Here is a 22,329-nt window from a genome sequence, read left to right on the forward strand (position 1 = left end):
AGCTGGGAAAAAGCCGTACTGTACAATGAGTTCTTGTGGAAATTGATCCTCCTCCCCGTCGCTGACACTCTGGCTTTCTGAGTGGCGCCACCACCTTCGAGCACGACGATGCGCGAGAACGATGCGGGCGGACAGCGAAAGGGACTGTGAGTTTTCTCGAATTTTTAATCAAGCGCGCAGACGACATGCTCGAAATGGGCATCGGCCATGCCGCAGTTGTCGGGATATCTGTCCTCCTCGCCACGGTCCTTGGCGTGGCGCTCGGCGTCCTCACGCACCGTAACGAACGGGCGCGCGACTTCACCCTGGCGGTGTCGGGAGCCATGCTGACGATCCCCTCGTTTGCACTCTTCATCCTGCTGCTCGGCCCGCTCGGCCTCGGCGCGAAGCCCGTCATCGTCGCCCTCACGATGTACGGCCTCATGCCGATCATCCGCAACACTGTCGCAGGCCTGAACGGCGTCGACCCCGCGGTCACCGAGTCGGCGCGCGGGATGGGTCTCACCCGAATGCAGCGGCTGCTGCGCGTCGAGCTGCCGCTCGCCTGGCCCGTCATCATCACGGGCGTTCGCGTGACCACGCTGTCCCTGCTCGGGATCGCGGCGATCGGCTCGATCGTGAATGGCCCGGGATTCGGCAACTTCATCTTCACCGGCCTCGCGCGCGTTGGCACGCCCGTCGCCATCAACTTTGTACTCGCAGGGGCGCTCGGCGTCGTAATCCTGGCCATCCTGTCCGACGTGCTCTTCCACATTGTGCGTCGACTCACGACCTCCAAGGGGATCCGATGACTGAACAGCAGACCACCACAGAGACGGTCATGATCAGCCTCCAGGGGCTCACGAAGCGTTACCCGGGGCAGGACCGCGACGCGGTCGCGAGTCTCGATCTCGAGATCCGCGCGGGCGAGATCGTCGTCCTCGTTGGGCCGTCCGGGTGCGGCAAGACCACGACGATGAAGATGATCAACCGGATCATCGAGCCCTCGGGCGGGCGAATTCTGCTCGACGGTGAAGACGTGACGAAGGTGAACCCGGACCAGCTTCGCCGCCGCATTGGGTACGTGATCCAGCAGATCGGGCTGTTCCCGCACATGACGATCGGCGAGAACATCGCGACAGTGCCGAAGCTGCTGGGCTGGGACAAGGCGCGCATCGCGCAGCGCGTGGACGAGCTGCTCGCGATGGTGAGTCTCGACCCCGCCGAGTACCGCGACCGCTACCCCAAGCAGCTGTCGGGGGGTCAGCAGCAGCGCATCGGCGTCGCCCGCGCGCTTGGCGCGGACCCTGACGTGCTGCTCATGGACGAGCCGTTCGGCGCGATCGATCCGATCACCCGCGACCGGCTGCAGAACGAGCTCCTGCGGATGCAGGCCGAGATGCGCAAGACGATCGTGTTCGTTACACACGACATCGACGAGGCGATCAAGCTTGGCGACCGCATCGCGATCCTGCAGGAGGGCTCGCGCATCGCCCAGTACGACACCCCCGAACAGATCCTGACCGCGCCCGCGAACGACTTCGTGAAGAACTTCATCGGCCGCGGCGCCTCCCTGAAGCGGCTCGGGCTCACGCGAGTGTCGGACATCTCGCTCCGCGAGTGGCCGACTGTCAGCGCAGACACGCCTGTCGAGGCAGCCCTCGCGCAGCTGCGCGCGGCCACGGAGAGTGCCCTGCTCGTCCTCGATGCCGCGGGTCGCCCAGTGCGCTGGGTTGCGGCGGACGAGCTCCGGGATGCCGCGGGCCGCACGCTCGTCGAGCTCGGCACGTCGGTCAACCACATGGAGCCGCGGGCGACACTGTCGGATGTGCTGAATGCTCTCATCACGTCGCGCCACAGCGTCACGGCGGTCGTCGACGACGCCGGCGTGTACGTCGGCGTCGCCGACTTCGAGCAGATCCACGACGCGATTCGCGAGATGCGGAGCCAGGCGGTCGGGGAGGCCCGCGCGGGCCTCCAGAACGAGGCTGGCCTATGAGCGCCGCCGACGTTGCGACGATGCCGACGGGCGCGCGAGCAGGATCGCCGGTGAGCGGCGCCGGCTGGCGCAAGTCAGCCGGGCGCTACCTCACGATGCCGCTGGTGCTCGCCGCGGTCTGCCTCGCGCTGTACGCGTACGTCTCGAGCCAGACGCTCGACACCATCGAGGCTCGCGCGCTCAGCCCCGAGCGGCTGACTGCCGCAATCTGGCAGCACGTCCAGCTCACCGCCGTGTCGACGCTGTGCACCCTCGTCATCGCGGTGCCCCTCGGGGTGATCCTCAGCCGCCGCTTCGCGCGCTGGTTCCGCCCCTACCTCGTCACCCTGCTGACCCTCGGCCAGGCCGTCCCTACGATCGCGATCCTCGTGATCCTCGCCGTCGCGTTCCTGTTCCTCGGCTTCAACGCGGCGATCGTTGGCCTCACCGCCTACGCGATCGTGCCGGTGCTGCTGAACACGATCGTCGGCCTCGAACAGGTCGACCGGTCGGTGCTCGAGGCGGGCCGCGGAATGGGAATGTCCCGGTTCACCGTCCTGCGCAAGATCGAGCTGCCGCTCGCGGTGCCCGTGATCCTTGCGGGCATCCGCACCGCCCTCGTCATCAACGTCGGCACCGCGACGCTCGTGACGTACATCAACGCGGGCGGGCTCGGCGACGTCATCGTTGCCGGCCTCACCACGAATCGCTTCATCGTGCAGCTCGTCGGCGCAACGCTGACCGCGGTGCTCGCGCTCACGATCGATTATCTCGCGGGCCTCGCCGAAGACATTCTGCGGCCGCGCGGACTGTAGTCTCACCATCCACCAACTCAGAGGAGATACCAATGAAGACCTCACGTAAGGCGCTCGCGGTTCTCGCAGCCGGTGCGGGCATCGCGCTCGCGCTCACCGGTTGCAGCACCGGCGATTCCAAGGCGCCAGCCGGAGACGGCGAGCTGTCGGGCGCCAGCATCACCGTCGGCTCGAAGGAGTTCACCGAGTCGCACGTACTCGCCCAGATCACCGCACTCGCGCTCGAGAACGCCGGGGCGAAGATCACTGACCAGACGGGCATCTCCGGAAGCGCGACGGTCCGCGAGGCGTTGGTCTCGAAGGAGATCGACATCTACTGGGACTACACGGGCACCGGCTGGGTGAACGTGCTCGGCAACACGACCGAGAACCTTCCCGCGGACCTGCATGCGGCGGTCGCCGAGGCCGATGCGGCGAACGGGATCGCCTGGCTCGAGCCAGCGAACTTCGAGAACACCTACCGCATCGCCGTGAAGAGCGACTTTGCGAAGGCGAACGGCATCGCCACGATGACTGACGTCGCAGACTACGTGAACGCGAACCCGAAGGACGCGGCCATCTGCGCGGCGAGCGAGTTCATCAACCGCGACGACGGGCTCCCCGGCCTGCAGGACGCCTACGGGTTCAAGTTCTCGGAGATCGTCGAGCTCGACCTGAACCTCATCTACACGCAGATCGGCGAGTCCTGCTCGTTCGGCGAGGTCTTCTCGACCGATGCGCGCGTGATCTCGAACGACCTCACGGTGATCGACGACAACGACGGGTTCTTCGTTGAGTATGCCGGCGCCGTCACGCTTCGCCAGGAGACCCTCGACGAGTACCCGGCGATCGCGACGATCCTCGCCCCGATCTCGGAGGCGCTCACGAACGAGGCGATCACCGAGCTCAACGGCAAGGTTGACAACGACGGTGAGGATCCCCGCGACGTCGCCGAGGAGTGGCTCACCGCCGAGGGGTTCATCGCGTAACCCCGCAGTGACACCAGCGCGGCGGCCGGGGGAGGAAGGTTCCTCCCCCGGCCGCCGCGTCGTTTCTGCCCGCCGCGGCTACGCTTCGACGAAGCGCCCGACCGTGCGCTGTGCGTTGATCCCGGGGAGCGCGTCTGAGAAGATCCGGTAGTAGGCAAGCTCCTCCGCAGTTCGCAGCGGCGGATCGAGCTCGGGGGCTGCCGCACGCAGCTCGTCCGGCGTTGCCTCGTCCGCCTTCGGCACCGCCGAGAAGTGTTCCCCGAGCACGTCGTTCATGCCGGTTCCCTCGCCGAACTGCTCCTTTCGGCGCCAGAGCACCTCGTCGGGCAGCCAGCCGTCGAACGCACGGCGGAGTAGCCATTTCGCGGGGCGCTGTTCGCTGATGAGCTTCCACTCCGGCGGAAGCGCCATCGCGAGCTCGACCACGTCGAGGTCGAGGAACGGGAGCCGCGGTTCGAGACCGTGCGCGCCGGCGACGCGGTCAACTCGCTGCAGGCCGCCGGCGTGCATGCCGTCGAGCGTGTCGAGCAGCTCGCCGTGCAGCGCGGCGCCGTCAGTGTGGCGGCCGAAGTGGGAATACCCGGCGTAGAGTTCATCGGCGCCCTCTCCCGCGAGCACGACCGTGACCTGTTCTGCGGCGAGCGCGGCGACAAGGTGGTGCGGCACCGCAGAGTGCACAAGCTTCGGGTCGAAGGACTCGAGCTCGCCGATGATGGTGGGGAGCAGGTCGACCGCCTCCTCCGCGGTGTAGGTCAGCTCGTGGTGCGTCGTGCCGACGTGCTCCGCGACAAGCTTCGCCGCGGCGAGGTCGCGGCTGCCGGCGAGCCCCACCGAGAAGCTCGGGAGGGTGAGCCCGCGTTTCGCCGCGAGCCGCGCGGCTATGGCCGCGATGATGCTCGAGTCCACGCCGCCCGAGAGCAGGATCCCGACGGGCTTGCTTGCGTCGAGCGTCTCTTCGACGGCGCGAATGAGCGTCTCGCGCACCGCGTCGAAGACCCACGCCGGGGGCTCCTCGTCGGCGGCGCGGCTCTGGAGCAGGACGGGCGCGGTCGAGATCGCTGCCGGGTCGGCGACGAGGCCCCCGCTTGGCGTCCACGCGTGTCCGGGAGGGAAGGGCTCGACGAATTCGCGCCAGTCCTCATCGAAGGCCTTCATTTCGGACGCGAACAGCGTCGTGTCGCCGCGCCGTGCCCAGTACAGCGGCGCGATCCCGAGGACGTCTCGGGCGACCGCGAACTCACCGGCTTCGCCTGCGACGGCGAGCGCGAATGTTCCCCAGAGGCGGGCGAAGGCGGCAACTCCGTCGCGCGCGAAGAGGCGCAGGGCGGCTTCGAGGTCGGAGCCCGTCATGAACGCCGTGCCGTCGAGCGCTGCGCGAATGCGGCGGTGGTTGTAGATCACGCCGTCGCCAACGAGCCACAGCCCCGCGTCGGGCGCGGCGAGGGGCGGCGGGGTCGCCCCCGGGTCCATCACTGCAAGGTGGTGGCTCCCGATCCAGGCCGCCCCCACCCGCTTCACACCGCGGCCGTCTGGCCCCCGGTGCTGTATTCGGTCGAGCATTCGCTGCCCGAGAGTTTCGTCAAACGGTCCGTACGCGGCAACGATTGCCGACATCACGATCACTTCCTTGCGGGTTGGTTCGGTGAGCTTCCAGGCTACCGGCCCACGTCGCGAGGTTGCTGGGGCACCGCGGGGCGGCGCTCGACCCTAGGCGCCGGCGTGCGCGTCCCGGTACTCCTCGATCGACACGTTGAAACGGCGCAGGAGCTCGGCGAGCGTGTTCACGTCGGTTGTCGACCAGTCCGCGAGGATACGCGTGAGCGCGTCGACCGACTGGTCTTTCGACTCGGCGAGGCGTTCCCGTCCCAGCGGCGTGAGCGCGAGCTTTCGTGCGAGCCCGCCTGCGGGGTCGAGGACGCGTTCAAGCAGCCCAGCCTGCACCGCACCGGTCGTCTGGCGCTGCAACGTCGAGGCGTCGAGCTGGAACGCCGCGCTCAGTTCCCCGATGGACATCGGCCCCTCGCCGTCAATTCGGCTGAGCAGTAGGTAGACGCTTCGGTCGAGCCGGGCGCGGGACGGGTGCTGGGCTATCGTGTACCGGCTGAGCAGCATCTGCTCGTACTCGATGCCAGCGACGTTCCGTTCCGTCATGGTGCACTCCTCTGCTCGCACTCACCATCCTAACCGGAAATGTATGATGAACATCATATGCATAATACACATTCTAGATCCAGCGGCGCCGGGGCGTCCGATCCTGACCGGTCGGGCCTTGCCGTCGCGGTCCTCGCGGCGGCGGGCATCGCCTCCTCGATCACCCAGACGATGGTCACCCCGCTCATCCCGCAGCTGCCCGTCATCTTCGACGCCCCGGCATCCAGCACCGCGTGGGTCATCACCGCGACGCTCCTCGCGGCCGCGGTCGCCGTGCCGATCTCCGGCAGGCTCGGTGATCTCTTCGGCAAGCGGCGCATGTTGCTCGTCCTCTCCGTGCCGCTCATTGTTGGCGCGCTCATCTGCGCGGTCGCGCCAACTGTTCAGGTCATGATCGCCGGCCGCGCCCTCCAGGGCTTCGGCTCGGGCATGGTCCCGCTCGGCATCGCCATGCTGCGAGACCTCGTGCCGCCCCAGCGCCTCTCGTCCGCGATCGCGACAGTGAGTGCGACGCTTGGCGTCGGCGGCGCGATCGGGCTCCCGGTGTCGGCGGCCGTGATCGACTTCGCGAACTGGCGCGCACTGTTCTTCGCGAGCGCCGTCATCACCCTGCTCGTCGCGCTCGCGATTTGGTGGCTCATTCCCGCGCTCCCGCCGGGGGCGGCCGGGCAGCGATTCGACTGGCTGGGCGCGATCGGGCTCGCAATCGGGTTGATCTCCCTCATCCTCGGCGCCTCCAAGGGCGCCACCTGGGGGTGGGGCGCTCCGCTCACACTCAGCATGTTCGCGACCGCGGTCGCCGCGCTCGGACTCTGGGGCGTGTGGGAGCTCCGCACCACCGACCCGCTCGTTGACCTCCGCACGGCCGCGGTGCCCCGCGTACTCCTCACGAACATCGCATCGCTCTTCATCGGCTTCGGCATGTACGCAAGCATGCTCGTCATGCCTCAGCTGCTGCAGCTGCCGACCGCGACGGGCTACGGCCTCGGCCAGTCCATCCTTGCGGCAGGGCTGTGGATGGCGCCCGCGGGCCTCATGATGCTCGTGCTGTCACCGGTCGGTGGCCGCCTCACTGACGCTCGCGGCCCAAAGTTCACGCTCGTGCTCGGCGGCGCGATCCTCGCTCTCGGCTATGGCGTCGGCCTCCTGGCGATGGGCAGCACCTGGGGCCTGCTCGCCACGAGCCTGGTGATCAACAGCGGCGTCGCCCTCGCATACGGGGCGATGCCCGCGATCATCATGGGCGCGGTGCCGAAGAGCGAGACCGCGGCCGCAAACGGCTTCAACACCCTCATGCGTTCCCTCGGCACGACCGTCGGAGCCGCAGTGATCGGCCTCGTGCTGGCGCAGCTCACGACGAGCTTCGGTGACGCAGTCGTGCCCTCGCAGACAGGGTTCACTGTCGCGCTGCTGCTCGGCGCGGCAATCTCCGCGGCCGCAACGGCGCTCGCGGCGTGCATCCCGCGGGCCCGCGAAGCCGCATAGCGGGCGACCAACGCACACGACGCGGCGGGGGCGGTCGGCGTCTCCGCCGTCCACCCCCGCCGCGTCGCTTCGCCGGGCTAGTTTCCGTCCGTCGACTCGGCCGAACCGGCCGGCGACTCCGCACTGTCACCGCCGCGCTTGCGCCGCACGAGGAGCAGCGCGGCGCCGAGCAGGATCACTGCCCCACCGCCGAGCAGCCACGGCAGCGTGCTCGCGCCACCGGTCTCCTCGAGCGGCGGCACCGGCTTCACCGGCGTCGGCGACACCGGGTTCTCCGTGCACAGGGTCGAGCCGGGCTCGCACACCGCCGGCGGGGTGACGCCGGGCTTCACGACGAAGTTGCCGAGGACGCTGTCGCCGCGCTCCGCGTCGCCAAGCACCCGGACCGTGTAGGTCACGCGCACCGTCTCGCCCGGGTGCAGTTCGCCAGCGATCAGGATCCTGTCGCCGTCGAGTTTCGCCGAGAGCAGCGCGCTGTCGCTCTCGGGGCCAGACACGAGCGTGGCGTCGTCGAGCACGCCAGCGAGGTGATCCTCGTAGGCGACCTCGCCGGCCGCGTTGCCAGCGTTCGAGAACGTCAGCGTGTACGTCAGCTCCTGCCCTGCGGCGACCGTCGTCCCCGATTCGGGATCGACGCCCTTCGACACAACCAGGTCGGGTGCCGGGTGCGTCGTGCAGCTGTCGTCGCCAGGCTCACACGTCGTCGGGGGCTCGGTCCCCTCGCCGAACACGAAGTTCGCGAGCTGGTTGTTTCCGTCGCTCTCCCGTTCGGTGTCGGGCTTCACCGTGACCGAGTACTCGACGGTGCCCGTCGCGCCAGCCTCGAGCGAGCCAGTCACGAGAATCTCGTTCGCCGTCGGGCCGGAGGCCTCCAGGCCCTCGCTCGCAACGAGCGACCCATCGACGAAGTCGGCGTCGTCCAAGACGTCGCGGAGCGTGTCGCGGAACGCGACCTGTCCAGCCGCGGTCCCGACGTTCTCAAAGTGGAGCGTGTACGTGAGCTCCTGACCCTCCATGACTGTCTCACCTGAGGCGGGGTCAGCGGACTTCTTCGCGATGACGTTCGGCATCGGGTTCACCGTGCAGTGCCAGTCGCCGGGCTCGCAGACCGCCGGCGGCTCCTGACCGCTCTCGACAACGACATTGCCGAGCTGGTTCGGGGTGGTGCCCGCGGGGGCCTCCCCCTCGGGCACGCGCTCAGCATCGGGCTTCACCGTGACCTGGTACGTCACCGTGGCCTCCGTGTCGGACCCGAGCGTTCCCGTGATGCGAATCTTGTCGCCCGACCGAACAGCCTTCAGGGCCGTCGAGTCGACCGTGAGCGACCCCTCGACAAACGTCGCGTCGTCGAGCACGTCGGTCAGCGTATCGACGTAGTCGACGCGCTTCTCAGCGGGGCTCCAGTTGTGGAACCAGAGCGTGTAGGTCACGACCTGGCCGGCTTCGACAGCCTCGCCCGAGGCGGGGTCGGAGCTCTTGTCGACGTCGAGCTCGGGGGCCACAGCGGGGTGGTCGGTGCACCGCGGGTTCTCCGGCAGGCAGAGGCCCGGCACCGACTCGCCGGGGGCGAGCAGGTAGTTCGTCAGCCGGGCGCCGTGGGCGACCTCCGAGTGCAGGCGGGCCGTGTAGCTCACGGTGACGGTGCCGCCCGGCGCGATCGTCCCGGCGATGTCGATGCCCTCGCCGTTGACCACGGCAGTTGCGCTCGAGCCCTCGCCCTGCGCGACCGTCGGCCCGCTGACGATGTCGGCGGTGTCGAGCACCTCTTCGAGGCGGTCCCGGAACGCGAGCTCGCCCGCGCCGGTGCCGGAGTTCGTAAACGTCAGCGTGTAGGTCACGTCGTCGCCGGCGTGCAGCACGGTGCCGGACTCGGGATCCGATCCCTTCTGCGCATCGATGACGGGGAACACCACGGGGTTCTCGGTGCAGTTCTCAGCCTCGGGGTCGCAGACCGGCTCCTCGCCGGTCTCCACGACGACGTTGCCGAGGTGGTCATTGCCACGCTCGCCGTCCGCGTTCACGGTGACCTCGTAGGTCACTGTGACCGTCGCGCCGGCAGCCAGCCGGCCCGTGACGCGCAGCTCGTCGCCAGTGCGGTTCGGCGTCAGTGACGCATCCGACGAAGTCGGCTCCACGGTGATCCCGGCGTCGTCAAGGACGTCGCTGAGGTCGTCGGTGTAGTCGACGTTTCCGGGGGCCTCGCCGGAGTTCTCGAAGGTCAGCGTGTACGTGACGGCCTGACCGGCGACAACCTCAGTCCCGGAGGCGGGGTCGACCGACTTCTTCACCGAAACGTCCGCCGACTGCGCGGGATGCGTGGTGCAGGTGTCGTCGCCCGGCTCACAGGTCGTCGGCGGCTCGGCGCCCTCCTCGAACAGGAAGTTCGCGAGCTGCTCGTTGCCGCGGTCGCCGTCAGCCTTCACCTGCACGGTGTAGCTCACGGTCGCCGTCGCGCCAGCGGCGAGCTCGCCGGTGATCACGAAGACACCGTCGGTGACCTCACCCGCCAGCGCGCCAGCAGGCACGACCGTCGGGCCGTCCACGAGCTCGGCGTCGTCGAGCACGTCGCTGAGGTCGTCAACGTGGTTCACCGCTGCCGGAGCTTTGCCCACCGAGTTGTCGAACGTCAGCGTGTACGTGATCTCCTGGTCTGCAATCACGGGTTCCCCCGAAGCGGGGTCGGACGACTTCGAGAGCACAAGCTCGGGGACGTGGGTCTCCGTGCAGGTCTCGTCGCCGGGCAGGCAGGTGACCGGTGGCTCGGCGCCCTCTTCGAGCAGGAAGTTCGCGAGGGTGTTGTCGCCGCGTTCGCCGTCGGCCTTCACCGTGACCACGTAGGTCACCGTCACGACCTGGCCCGCGGGAACCGAGCCAGTGACGGAGATGCGCTCCGCACCACCGTCGAGCGCCGCGGTCACGTTCGCGGGGTCGGACGAGGTCGGGCCGTCGGTCACGTCCGCATCGTCCAGGACCTTCGAGAGATCATCGACGTGGTTCAGCGCAGCCGGGGCCGTGCCCTTCGAGTTGTCGAACGTCAGCGTGTAGGTGAGCTTCTCACCCGCAGTCACGAAGTCGTTGCCCGACTCGGAGACGGCGGCCTTCGTGTACGTCAGCTCGGGGGCGGGCGTGACCGTGCAGGTCTCGTCGCCTGGCTCACACGTCGTCGGCGGGTCGACGCCCTCCTCGGCGAGGAAGTTCGCGAGGCTGTTGTCGCCGCGCTCGCCATCGGCCTTCACCGTCACGACGTAGGTCACGGTGACGACCGCACCAGCGGGAACGGCGCCCGTCACGCCAATCTGCGTGCCGTCGTCGCTGAGCGCTGCGGCGAGCGCGTCAGGATCCGATGAGGTTGGTCCATCAGTGAGGTCGGCGTCGTCGAGTACTCCGGCGAGGTGGTCGACGTGCTGCACTGCCGCCGGGGCGGTGCCCGCCGAGTTATCGAACGTCAGCGTGTAGGTGAGCTTCTCGCCCGCCGTCACGAAGTCGTTCCCCGACTCGGAGGCGGCGCCCTTGGAGACCTTGAGCTCGGGCTTCTGCACCGGGTGCGTCGTGCAGCTGTCGTCGCCGGGCTCACACGTCGTCGGGGGCTCCGCGCCCTCTTCAAACAGGAAGTTCGCGAGCTGCTCGTTCCCTCGGTCGCCGTCGGCCTTCACCTTCACGGTGTAGCTCACGGTCGCCTTCGCACCGGCCGCGAGCGTCCCGGTGATCGGGAACTCGCCCGTCTCCTCGTTGATCGTGCCCGTCAGCGAACCGGCGGGGTCGACGGTCGGGCCGTCGACGAGTTCGGCGTCGTCGAGCACGTCACTCAGGTTGTCAACGTGGCCGATTGCCGATGCGGCGGTACCAGCCGTGTTGTCGAACGTGAGCGTGTAGGTGACCTCGTCGCCCGCGACCACGGCTTCGCCGGTCGCCGGATCCGCGGACTTCGAGACCTTGAGCTCGGGCTTCTGGACGGGGTGCGTCGTGCACGTCTCGTCGCCGGGCTCACACGTCGTCGGGGGCTCCGCGCCCTCCTCGAACAGGAAGTTCGCAAGCTGCTCGTTGCCGCGGTCGCCGTCAGCCTTCACCTTCACGGTGTAGGTCACGGTCGCCGTTGCGCCGGCCGCGAGCGTGCCCGCTATCGGGAACTCGCCCGTCGCCTCGTTGATCGTGCCCGTCAGCGCACTGGCGGGAACCACCGTTGGGCCGTCGACGAGCTCGGCGTCGTCGAGCACGTCGCTCAGGTTGTCGACGTGGTTGACGGTCGCGGGGGCCGTGCCAGCCGTGTTGTCGAACGTGAGCGTGTAGGTGACCTCGTTGCCCGCGACCACGGACTCGCCCGCCGCGGGATCCGCGGACTTCGAGACCTTGAGCTCGGGCTTCTGGACGGGGTGGGTCGTGCAGCTGTCGTCGCCAGGCTCACACGTCGTCGGGGGCTCGGTGCCCTCGGGGAACAGGAAGTTCGCGAGCTGCTCGTTGCCGCGGGCCTCGTCGGCCTTCACCTGCACCGAGTAGGTCACGGTGATGACCTTTCCGGCGGGCACGGCGCCGGTGACGCTGAGGCTGGCGCCCGTGCGAGCGGCGACCAAATCCGATGCCGAGGCGGTCGGCTCGGTCACCACGTCGGCGTCGTCGAGGACGTCTGCGAGGTCGTCGACGTGGTTCACCGCGGCGGGCGCGGTTCCATCGGTGTTATCGAAGGTGAGTGTGTACGTGACGGTGTCGCCGGCAACAACCGCCTCGCCCGTCGCGGGAGCCGCGGACTTCGAGACCGTGAGGTCGGGCTCGTCAACGGGGTGGGTCGTGCACGTGTCATCGCCAGGCTCGCACGTCGTCGGCGGGTCGACTCCGGTTTCGAACAGGAAGTTGCCGAGTTGCTCGTTGCCTCGCTCGCCGTCGGGATTCACTGTCACGACGTAGCTCACGGTGGTGGTCTGACCGGCCGGGACAGTTCCGTTGATCGCAAGCGTGTTGCCGTCAAGTTCCGGGGTCAGTCCCGCTGCCGAGGCGGTCGGGTCGGTCTTCACAACGGCGTCGTCAAGCACGTCCGTGAGGTCGTCCGTGTACTTGACCGTGGCTGGAGCAGTGCCCGCGGAGTTGTCGAATGTCAGCGTGTAGGTGAGGTCCTGGCCGGCCACGACGGATTCGCCCGAGGCGGGGTTGGCCTTCTTCGAGACAACAAGCTTCGGGAGGTCGACCGGGTGCGTCGTGCAGAGCTCGTCGCCGGGCTCACAGGTCGCTGGGGGCTCAGTCCCGTCCGGGTGCAGGAAGTTCGTCAGCGCCGGAGTTCCGCCGCCCTCAGGCGGGGTGATGGGGTCGTGGACGCGCACGACATACTCGACGCGGCCCGAGTGCTCGGCGTACAGCTTGCCTGTCACGTTCAGTGACTGCGCGTCTTTGTCGAAGTTGGCCTCGAGCGAGTACTGCTCCGGCGCGGGCGGCGGGGGCGAGCCCGGCACGGCCGCACCAATCACTCGGATGGAGTCGGGGAGTACATCAGCGTACTTCAGCACCTCGGAGAGGTCGTCGGTGAAGTTCACATTCTCCGCGTCAGCGTCGCCACGGTTCTCAAAGTCGAGGTGATAGGTCACGAGCTGGCCGGGCTTGACAGTCTGCCCGTCGGCCGGGAGCGAGCTCTTGCGTACCTGCAGGTCAGGCGCGAGCACGGTGTGGGAGGTGCAGCGGGGGTTGCTCTCGACGCACTCGTCGAATTTCTCGGGCGGTTCGCCCGCATCGTCGACGTGCAAAAGATAGTTCTCGAGCAGGTCGCCCGCGGTCTTGCTGGTCACCTTGACCTTGTAACTGATGTTGACGATCTGGCCGGGCTCCAGGGTTCCGGCGATGTCGATACGCGCGGGGTCGCCCGTTGGTTCTTCTGCCTTGATGTCAGCCGTAGACCCGTTCGGCGACTCTACAACGATCGAGTCAGGCACGAAGTCGGCCTTGTCGAGCACGCCGGCGAGGAAGTCGTCGTAGACGATCTCGCCGGGCACGTTGCCGACGTTCTGGAATGTCAGCGTGTAGGTAATCTCGTCGTCCACAAGCACCGGTGTGCCCGAGAGCGGTGTCGACTCCTTCGCCGCCTCGATGAGCGGAACACCGAGCGCGTAGTCCTCGACCTCGCCGGCAGATCCGACGCCGGTGGGAACGAGCACGCCGGTAGGCTCGAGGTCGTCACTCGTCGATGCGATGCGCAGCCGCAGGTACACGGTGGGGTCGACGCCCGCCGGCAGATCAAGCTCGGCCAGCGACGGCCAGGTCAGCACCGCCGCGTTGCCCTCACACTTTGCGATCTCTGAACGCTCGCCGGTCGGGTCGAAGGTGCCATCGAGGTTCCAGTCAAGCCAGCCGGCGACGTAGCCGTCGCCGCGGCATTCCACGCTGAGCGGTGCGCCGTCGTTGAAAAGTGTCCCCTTCTCCGTCTTCGGGAGGTCGATGAGCGGGAGTGCGTCCTCGTCGCTGCCAGACCAGTCCTCGCCGGCGCTCGTGGAGCTCGCGTTGCGGCCGCTCTCGTCGTCGAGCAGCGCATCCCAGCTGTAGAGGTGGTGCGTCTCGGCGTCGATGTGCTTGCCGAGCGTCAGCGGCGACTCGCCGGGGTAGCCGAGCTCGAAGTCCGACGCGAAGACATCCTTCGGCCCACCGGCGGGGTCGATGACGCCGCCCTCCCACTGGGGCTGGAACACGGCGCCGGCAGCGCCGTAGGACTTGGGGGCGTCACCGAAGTCGGTGCTCATCACCATGCCGAGGGCGACGGCGCTGTGCGCGCCGCCCTTCACGGTGATATGCGCCGAGGTCGCGCCCTCCATGAAGGCGATGGCCATCGGGCCGTAGCCACTTCCCCAAGCGACGCACTCAAAGCGGTTCGGCGCGAACCGGAGCCCACCCTCAGCGGTTGGGGTCGCGAGCGTCGTGTCCTCGGGCGCGCACTCGGGGCTCTTCATGCGGTCGATAATTCGCCAGGTGACATCCGTGCCGACCGGCCGGGGGTCGGCCTGCAGGTACTCGTCACCCTGGGTGTTGCTCGACTCGGCGTCGGCAACCACGAGGCCCTGGAGCGGGATCTCGAAGCTGGAACCGTCGGCCGTCACGTAGTCGGCCGTGCAGGAAATCGTGAACGTGGGGGCAGTCCTAGCAACCGTGTTGGTGATGCCCGTCACCATCGTGTTGGCGGTACCGGGGCCACCCGCGTAGTACAGGTAGGGCAGCGCATCGCCCGAGAAGTCACCGGAACGATAGGTGCTGATCTGCCCCTCGACATCGGTAATGGAGCACGTTGAAACGATCTTGTCGTCGCCGATTTGGCGTTCGTTCGTGTACGGGGTGCCGTCGGCGATCGGCTGCGCCTCCTCCCCGAAGGAGAACCAGTCGATGGACGCGCGGTGGCGGCCTTCGCCGCCCTCAGCGAACTGGGCCTGCGCGGCGAGTGGCGCGGTCACGAGGCTGCCAACGACAACGGTGGCTCCGAGCAGCATCGAGAGCGCTGCTCCGAGCCGCGACCGTCGCTTCGTCTGCGTGCGACTACTCTTCCAAGACATCTTTCCCCCACCCCCAAGGCCGTCGCCAGCCTCACCACGTTGAGTGTCCTTGTAGCGCGACTGCGATTCAAGGACTTCTCTGAATGAAAATCGATTCACATAATTCGTTAATTATCTGCAAATATACACAGCGTTTTCAGTCCTGCCTACGGGCAATCTCACTGAAGCACACTGCTGACATCATTGAAATTCCGGGGTTTTCAGGTGGTTGCCCCGCGAGCCGCCGCCTCGGTCCTGCTCCAGGATGAGTAGTCGCACGGGCGGCTCGCGCGACCCATTGCGTATCCACAAGAGGCGCATTGAGTGGCACACTCAGCGGGCGCGCGGGCCGGGCTCTTCGCCTCGGCGCAGAACCCGAGTCCCCCACCGCCTCGCGCATGAGCGAACATGCACGGGACACACGGCGCGAGAAACGTATAAAATTCAACAACACGGTGCGGCCAGGGTGGCCGCGTTGAGACCTCGGCGTACTCACACTGAGGTGGGGGCCAAGAAAGAAGCGATGGAATGCGCGCAAAAGAACTGAGCAGGCTTCTCCACCACGCGCGCCGCCACGAGAGCGTCCGGCTCGTTTCGAGCAAAGAGTTCGGCCGCACGACGCTCCTCGACGAGCTCGACGAGGCGCTGCATGCGCAGGGCTTCACCGTCATCCGCATCGCCGGTGAGCCGACGCTGTCCAACACCCGCTACGGCGTGCTCCGCCAGGCGCTGTCCGCGTCGGACCGGCTCGGTCCGCAGACCACGCCGAGCGAAGCGCGCGACATCGTCGCGATCGAGCTCAGCCGTTCGCCAAACCCTGTGATCCTGATCGATGATGCGGAATGGCTCGACCTGCACTCCGCAGAGGCGCTCGCCCCGCTCTTCGAGCGGGACACGGTCTCCGGGGTGTTCGTCACACCGCCGTTCCAGAACCTCACGGCCGAACAGCGCGTGATCTCGCACATGCTCAGGGCCGAAGCGCGTGTCGAGCTCAGTGCGCTGAGCTTCGAGCAGGTCGGCGTCCTCTCCCAGCGCACCCTGCAGGGAAACGTCAGCCCCGAGATCACGTCTGAGATCTTCTCGATGTCGTCGGGCATCACCGGAGTCGCAGCCGACATCCTGCGCACCGCCCAAGCCGCGGGGCAGCTCGTCCAGCACCCCGACCGCTGGGTCTCCGCAGAGCGCAGACTCTGGAACGAGGGGCTCGAGGAGATTATCGAACGACTGCTCGCGCCGCTCGACGACACCGCGATCCGCCTGCTGCACGCGCTCTCGCTCGTCGGCGATCTCGCCGCCGACGAGTTCCAGAACTTCGACCCCGTCTCGGCGGACAAGCTCTCACGCAGCGGGCTCGTGACCGTGTTCCGCGACCCTCAGGGGCGCTCTCGCGTCTCCCCGCGCCCCGCGCTCGTCGCCGATTACTTCAGGCAGCGCCCGGTCGACCTCCTCCACATTGCGGCGCGCGAGCTCCTCGAACGCTTCGCCGCGACTAGCGGCGAGAACGGCGGATCGCCGTTTGACCTTCTCGCGCTGCGCGCCGACTTCCATTCCATGCACTCGGACACCGAGGAGACCCACAACGCTGGGCTCGCACGCTTCCTCCGCGAGCAGACCGAGCACAAGTTGATCCTGTCTGGCAGGGAGTGGCGACGCAACCAGGACCCCGCCCGGGCGCTTGCGTACCTGGACACGCTGCTGCAGTCGGGCAGCTACGTCGCGACGGCTCTCGAGGTGCTCGAGCGCACGTCGCCCGAGGCGGCGACGGACTCCGAACTGCTCCAGCTCGCCCTCCACGAGCAGATCCTCAGGCAACAGGGCATCCCGTTGCCGCCGCGCCACTCGGACGCGCTCAGACGGCTCCACCCGAGCTTCGCGCCCGCGCTCGACGCCTACGACATGTACCTGAAGTTTGGGACCGAGGGCCTCGGCGACGAGGTCAAGCAGTGGCTTGGCGACCCTGGCGTCGACCCCGTAGGTTTCAGCCGCACGATCACCGCCTACATCCGGACGGCTTCGGGCGAGATGCTGTCCGAAGAAGAGATCGCCGAGTCGGAGCTTTCGCTGCCCATCCAGCGCGTCATCTCCGAGCAGAGCAGGCTCGTAACACTTGCCAGGCGTGCGGTTGCGCTCGACGCCGTCGAGGAGCTCCTCGTCGACCCCCTCAGTCTGGGTCCGGGCGACGATCCTGTTCCGTTCCTCGTAAACTCGTATGTTCGCGCCCAGCTGCTCCTCGGCATCGGTCGAGTCACGCAGGCGCGTCAGGTGCTCAGCCAGGCGCTCTCCATCGGTGACCTTGACCTGCGGTACGGCGCGCTCTACGCGGCCATGCTCCGCTGGTCGGCCTTCCTGCACCACCGCGACGGACGGGCAGACATCGCGCAGGCGCTGCTCGTCGAGAGCCACGGATACGCCTCGCTGCGCGGCCCGATGCCGGCCATGCGGCCGGAGTTCGGCGACGCCCTTGAGGTGCTGCTGACCGGCGACCGTCAGGCCGCCGGCAAGCTCTTCTTCAAGGAGTCGCGCGAGTGCTATGAGCGCTCCTTCTTCGACGCCGCCTGGTCGACCGCGCGATTCGCGTTCCAGCTCGCACCGTCCGAGGACACGCTGCAGATGCTTGTGAAGATCAGTCAGAAGGAGACGTTTGGCTGGACCGGTCCGCTCATCGACTTCGCGCGGGCCGCGCTGCACCAGGACCCCAAGCTCATGGTCTACCTTGGAGAGCTCGTCACGCAGTCCGAGCTCACGACCGCCGCGGACTTCCTGGAGGACGTCGAGTTTGCGCAGCGGGAGGCTGGGTTGGAGCTCGAACCGGACTTTGTGCGCGCCGTGTCCGAGGCCCACCAGTCGTTCCAGATTTACCGTGAGCCGTTGAGCCACATCGTCGTGCGCGAGCAGGTGAGCCAGGTCGACACGCTCACGCCGCGCGAGCGTGAGATCGCGCCGCTGACGGCGACGCTCAGCAACCGGGAGATCGCCGACCGCCTCACGCTCAGCGTGCGCACCGTCGAGAACCACATCGCCCGCTCGATGAAGAAACTCGGGATTTCGTCGCGCAGCGCCCTGAGCGCCGCAATGTCGAACGCGCCGAAGAGCACGGGAGCTCCGTCAGCCGACGGGACCCCAGCCTAACCAAGCGCGCGGCGTCGTTCGAGTGCCGCCAGCATCGTTGCCCAGACGAGAATCGCGGTTCACTTCCCACCTACCAGCTTTTTGGCGCGCGTCAAGCGTTACGGCAGACAAAGATCCAAATTCTCGCTGGCCGGAACTGCGCCCATCGCACAAGCTTTTCTTTTTGTTAGGAAAGTTTACGAATTCCGGATAGGTTTACCGTTAGCGCTCTCCGGAGGGGAAACCGGTGCGCGCGGCCACGCGGCGACGCCTCGTGGGGGGATTCACACGCTGCGGCGCTGCCGCGGCTGTTTTGGGGGTAGCAACGTGTCTCTGACTAGAACTCTGTCGACGGTGGCAAGTGCCGCTGCCCTCGCCGGCGCCACGCTTGTGGCCGTGCCGGCGATCGCGGTCGCCGCACCGATAGCGCCAGCCGCAAGCAGCGCGGAATCATGCATTCCAGCTGGCGGCGGCATCGGAACCGGCACGCCAAACGCCGTCGACGGCCAGGTCAATGTCTATGTCGGTGGCGACTTCACTCTCGTCTCCGGGGCCGAGCTCGAGGGCCTGCTCGTCGTCGAGGGCGACGCGACCTTCGGCGGCGCTGGCCTCTACAACACCGGCGTCGTCGGGGTCGGCTCCCTCCTTACCCCACCGCCGATGAGTGACATGATCCTCGTGGGCGGCGACATGTCCGTGGCAGAAGAGCGCCGACTGGACGTCGGGCACATTATTGGCGGCGGCGTCCGCGTTGGCGGCGTGATCAACGCGGGCCCCCAGGCGATCGAGACCAACGGCGCTGAACGTGTCGAGGGTGTCGGCAAGGCGTCGGCTCTCGGCGACCGGGCCGCCGTCAGCGACGCCATCACGAGTCAGTCCGCGTCGTACGCGGCGATGCCGACAACCGGCACCGCGGCCGTGGAGTATGGAACGCTGACGCTCACCGGCGACGGCACGGCGAACCGCCAGGTCTTTACGCTCGATGGCGCCACCGCCGCCAAGGCAGGCTCGCTGCAGCACAAGAACATCGACCCGGAGTCGATCGTCGTGATCAACGTCGTGGGCGACACCGCCCGGTTCGCCATGAGCTCGATGCTGCACGAGAACGGCACGGTGATGGACCCGATGAACGTCGACAAGGGCGCCTTCGGTGCGCTGACGCAGCGACTGCTCTGGAACTTCCCGACCGCTTCGGACGTCGTCATCGGCGGATCCGCACAGTTCCCTGGCTCCGTGCTCGTGGCGAACCCCGATTCGACGACCTCCGTGAAGGTTCCCGGCACCAACGGCCGCATGTGGGTCGCCGGTAATCTCACCCACGATCTCGGCAACGGCAGCGAGATTCACGCATTCCCGTTCCTTGACGGCGACGTGTTTGGCTGCGGCCCGACCGAGCCGGAGGCACCGCTCGCGCAGCTCGCACAGCCGAGCGTCGAGCACGCCGTCTGCGCCGCAGACGGCAAGCCGTCGATTCCGACGGTCACGCTGCCCACGAGCGACGAGCTCAGCTACGTGCTCACGGGCAGGGTCGCCGCCGGCGAGACCGTCACCGTGACCGCGACGTCGCTGAGCGCCACCAAGATCGCTCCGCTCGCCGGATGGACCCTCGCCGCGGATTCGCTCTCGGCGACGCTGACGATCACGCTCGCGGACCGTACCTGCGAGGAACCCGTGACGCCGGACACCACCGTCACGCCGGCCGCGCCGACGGTCACGCAGGCGGTGTGCACGGAGGATGGTGCGGCTTCGCTCCCCACCCTTGAGGTGGCAGTAACCGAGGGGATCGACTACGCCGTCTCCGGCGACCTGCTGGCCGGGTCGACCGCAGTCGTGACCGCAACCGCCAAGCCCGGTTTTGTGCTCGCCCCCGCCACGGGCTGGGAGGCAACCGCCACTGGCGCTCAGCTCGTCGTGGTCTTTGAAGCGGTCAGCTGCACCACGAATCCCGAACAGCCGGGACCGAAGCCCGGCCCCGAACCGACCCCAAAGCCCGGCCCGGAGCCGACCCCAAAGCCGGGTCCGACCCCAAAGCCGGGTCCGACCCCAAAGCCGGGTCCGACCCCAACGCCGGCCCCGGTTCCGGTGCCGCACGACGCTCCGGCGGCCACCACAGGCCTGGCAGTCTCGGGAGCGGTGAGCCTCACCGCAATCGGGATCGGCGCAGCCGCGCTGCTGGTCCTCGGCGTGACAGTCCTCGTCGTCACGCGGGCTCGACGGTCGCAGGGCGCAGCCGAATAAGCCTCCCCGCGAGAAACCGAGCCGGCGTGCTGTCCTGATCCCTCAGGCCGCACGCCGGCTCTTCTTATGGGCGCGGGTTGCTTCTCACAGGGAACTCACCAGAACTGCCCACGCAGCGTGGAGGGTGCCGCTGTTACGGTCGTAGACACCGGAGACACGCAACGCACCGTTCTGGGGGCGTCGACGCAAGTGCACCCCCAGTTCCGGAGGATGGAGGCACCGATGCGAGAACCACGGCAACACCAGCAGGGCAATACGACGGGTCCCGACGACAATCCCGAGCTCGATGATCACGAAGGCGCCGACGCGTTCGAGACCAGTGAATCCGCCCAGGAGGAGCCACGCAAGGGCTCAGGCGAGCGGCAGGACGAGGAAATCATCACACTCGACACTCCGGACTAAGACGCGATCGCCGTGCCAGCACCGTCAGGAAGGAAGCACTCATGCCAACGCAGAAGACCCCACAACTGAAAGATCCAGAACTCTACGATCGTCTCCGTGAGGAGGGAAACTCCGAGGAGAAGGCGGCGCGGATCTCGAACGCCGCGGCGCGCGAGGGAAGATCGACGGTCGGCCGCCGGGGTGGTGAAGCCGAGGACTACGAGGATCGCACGGTGCCCGAGCTACGCGACCGTGCGAAGGAACTGGGACTCACCGGCTACTCTCGCAAGCGCAAGGCCGAGCTCATTCGAATGCTCCGCGAGCACTAGCCACCCACCACCGCACGCCATTTCTCGGCAAGCGTGTCGATGTTCTCGTGCGCGTTGAGGCCACTCGGCTGCGGCACCACCCAGAGCTCCACGTCAGCTGGCCACCCGTCGATCCGGGAGCAATCCTGCTTCCCGAGGACGGCCTTGGGCTGACCAAATGCGATCCTGAACGCGGTGATGCCCGCGACGGCTACCCGCTCCGGTCGCAGCTCAGCGACGACGCCGAGGAGCCGGTGCGCTCCGGCCACGAGCTCCGCTCGCGTCAGCTCGTCGGCGCGCGCCGTCGCGCGCCCAACGAGGTTCGTGATGCCGATGCCCGCGTCGAGTAGAGCGCGCTCATCGGCCTCGCTCAGCCCCCGCGAGGCGTCAACGAGGGTGTCGGTGAGGCCGGCGCGATGGAGCGCGGGCCAGAACCGGTTTCCCGGCCTCGCGAAGGGCGCGTTCACGGCCGCCGTCCACAGGCCTGGGTTCACGCCAACGATGAGCAGCCGCAGAGGCTCCGCTCCGGCCGGGGGAAGCACGTCGTCGAGCGCGTTCGCATCGATGCCGGCGAACTGGGCCAAATCCGCGGTCCGAGGCTTGCGCCCACCCAAGGGTGATGGTCGTCGATCCATCCTGGAATCCTACGCCGTGGACCTGAGTACCTCCGCGCGCGCCAGCGCATCGCCGAGCACCCGAAAGTGACCAGCCGTGGGGACCTCGACGTTCTTCGCCCCCGCGAGAAGGCTCCCCTCGGGGATGTGGGGGTCGAAGCGCGGGAAGATGGAGACGATCTTGGCGTTCGCCTCCACAGCCCGGGCGAGGGACACCATCGTCGCGTTCGCCGGGGCGAGCGCACGCAGCGTCCGATTCAGCATGTAGGACGCGTACCGCGAGCCGGCGAAGGGGGTCGAGAGCGCGACGACCGTCGCCACCCGCGGGGCGGCGTCGCCGAAGACCAGCAGGTGCTTTGCGATGAGACCGCCTTTGCTGTGCGCGACGAGCGCAACGCCCGTGAGTTCGTGCTCATCGAGATATGATCCGAGCATCCTCGCGCCCTCCATGACCGAGGCGCGGTTGCGTCGTAGGCCCGGAACGACGTGCACCGGGTGGCCTTCCGCGTGGAGCTCACGCACGAGCGGCAGCATGAACTTCCATGACTCATACACGCCGGGCAGGATGACCACCGGCGTGCCCTCACCTCCGCGGAAGCGTGCGGGCGAGGGGCCAGGGATGAAGGACCGCAACTGCCAGACTCCAGCGTAGGCATAGTCGAGCGCCCACCAGTACGCCTTGCGCAGCCCGTCCATGCTCCTCATGCAGCCCCCAACGGTTGAGTGGTGCGGATCCGGATGTCCCCCACCGGCTATCGTAGCCCCACCGACGCGGCGGGTGGGGCGAGGAGCCCCTGAAATGACGAAAGCC

The 22,329-nt window shown here is 67.8% G+C and carries 14 protein-coding genes and 1 pseudogene; 9 read left to right on the forward strand and 6 right to left on the reverse strand.

Annotated features, from left to right (window positions below):
* The first annotated feature begins 146 nt into the window (after positions 1–146).
* The 4 genes from BJ960_RS15410 to BJ960_RS15425 are packed head-to-tail and all read left to right on the forward strand — an operon-like array spanning position 147 to position 3,740.
* On the forward strand, positions 147–791 hold the full coding sequence (locus tag BJ960_RS15410; RefSeq protein ID WP_121076287.1) for an ABC transporter permease: 645 nt from the start codon (positions 147–149) through the stop codon (positions 789–791).
* A complete protein-coding gene (locus BJ960_RS15415) occupies positions 788–1,978 on the forward strand; it encodes an ABC transporter ATP-binding protein (protein ID WP_185987935.1) in 1,191 nt (396 codons plus the stop codon). Before BJ960_RS15410 ends, BJ960_RS15415 begins: the two co-directional genes overlap by 4 nt.
* Entirely contained in the window at positions 1,975–2,772 is a 798-nt protein-coding gene (locus BJ960_RS15420) for an ABC transporter permease (protein WP_220663720.1), read from the forward strand. Before BJ960_RS15415 ends, BJ960_RS15420 begins: the two co-directional genes overlap by 4 nt.
* Positions 2,773–2,804: 32 nt before the next feature.
* Positions 2,805–3,740, forward strand: a complete 936-nt coding sequence (locus BJ960_RS15425) for an ABC transporter substrate-binding protein (RefSeq protein WP_185987936.1) — start codon at positions 2,805–2,807, stop codon at positions 3,738–3,740.
* Positions 3,741–3,818: 78 nt separating this feature from the next.
* Here the strand turns inward: BJ960_RS15425 and BJ960_RS17400 are convergent, their stop codons facing one another.
* The 3 genes and pseudogenes from BJ960_RS17400 to BJ960_RS15435 form a co-directional block, all read right to left on the reverse strand.
* Complete coding sequence (locus tag BJ960_RS17400) at positions 3,819–4,724, reverse strand: asparagine synthase-related protein (RefSeq protein ID WP_425324744.1); 906 nt, start codon at positions 4,722–4,724, stop codon at positions 3,819–3,821.
* A gap of 183 nt (positions 4,725–4,907) precedes the next feature.
* Positions 4,908–5,354, reverse strand: a pseudogene (locus BJ960_RS17405) (class II glutamine amidotransferase domain-containing protein); the annotation flags it as partial.
* 93 nt (positions 5,355–5,447) lie between these two features.
* Positions 5,448–5,891 (reverse strand): MarR family winged helix-turn-helix transcriptional regulator, encoded by a 444-nt coding sequence (locus tag BJ960_RS15435; RefSeq protein ID WP_185987938.1) that lies wholly within the window; start codon positions 5,889–5,891, stop codon positions 5,448–5,450.
* Between the two features lie 57 nt (positions 5,892–5,948).
* Here BJ960_RS15435 and BJ960_RS15440 point away from each other — a divergent pair, with 57 nt between their 5' ends.
* The gene (locus BJ960_RS15440) at positions 5,949–7,376 is read left to right on the forward strand and encodes an MFS transporter (RefSeq protein ID WP_185987939.1); all 1,428 of its coding nucleotides are present in this window, start codon (positions 5,949–5,951) and stop codon (positions 7,374–7,376) included.
* Between the two features lie 77 nt (positions 7,377–7,453).
* Here BJ960_RS15440 and BJ960_RS15445 read toward each other — a convergent pair whose 3' ends face one another.
* Positions 7,454–14,890 carry a CshA/CshB family fibrillar adhesin-related protein gene (locus BJ960_RS15445; protein WP_185987940.1) on the reverse strand — a complete coding sequence of 2,479 codons (7,437 nt, stop codon included), beginning with the start codon at positions 14,888–14,890 and terminating at the stop codon, positions 7,454–7,456.
* Positions 14,891–15,397: 507 nt separating this feature from the next.
* Between BJ960_RS15445 and BJ960_RS16485 the strand changes: the two genes are divergently transcribed.
* The 4 genes from BJ960_RS16485 to BJ960_RS15465 all read left to right on the forward strand — a co-directional run bounded on the left by BJ960_RS16485 (position 15,398) and on the right by BJ960_RS15465 (position 20,925).
* Positions 15,398–17,998, forward strand: coding sequence for a helix-turn-helix transcriptional regulator (locus BJ960_RS16485; RefSeq protein ID WP_202229103.1), 2,601 nt, complete (start codon positions 15,398–15,400; stop codon positions 17,996–17,998).
* A gap of 333 nt (positions 17,999–18,331) precedes the next feature.
* The gene (locus BJ960_RS15455; protein ID WP_185987941.1) at positions 18,332–20,215 is read left to right on the forward strand and encodes a choice-of-anchor A family protein; all 1,884 of its coding nucleotides are present in this window, start codon (positions 18,332–18,334) and stop codon (positions 20,213–20,215) included.
* Positions 20,216–20,437: 222 nt separating this feature from the next.
* A complete protein-coding gene (locus tag BJ960_RS15460; RefSeq protein ID WP_121076266.1) occupies positions 20,438–20,617 on the forward strand; it encodes a hypothetical protein in 180 nt (59 codons plus the stop codon).
* Between the two features lie 41 nt (positions 20,618–20,658).
* A complete protein-coding gene (locus BJ960_RS15465; protein WP_121076263.1) occupies positions 20,659–20,925 on the forward strand; it encodes a DUF7218 family protein in 267 nt (88 codons plus the stop codon).
* Here the strand turns inward: BJ960_RS15465 and BJ960_RS15470 are convergent.
* Together BJ960_RS15470 and BJ960_RS15475 are read right to left on the reverse strand one after the other, a co-directional pair.
* Entirely contained in the window at positions 20,922–21,539 is a 618-nt protein-coding gene (locus BJ960_RS15470; RefSeq protein WP_185987942.1) for a mismatch-specific DNA-glycosylase, read from the reverse strand. The two genes, BJ960_RS15465 and BJ960_RS15470, sit on opposite strands and share 4 nt — an antisense overlap.
* Before the next feature lie 9 nt (positions 21,540–21,548).
* A complete protein-coding gene (locus BJ960_RS15475) occupies positions 21,549–22,223 on the reverse strand; it encodes an esterase/lipase family protein (protein ID WP_307814518.1) in 675 nt (224 codons plus the stop codon).
* Between the last annotated feature and the right edge of the window lie 106 nt (positions 22,224–22,329).

This window comes from Leucobacter aridicollis (genome assembly GCF_013409595.1).
GTDB lineage: Bacteria > Actinomycetota > Actinomycetes > Actinomycetales > Microbacteriaceae > Leucobacter > Leucobacter aridicollis.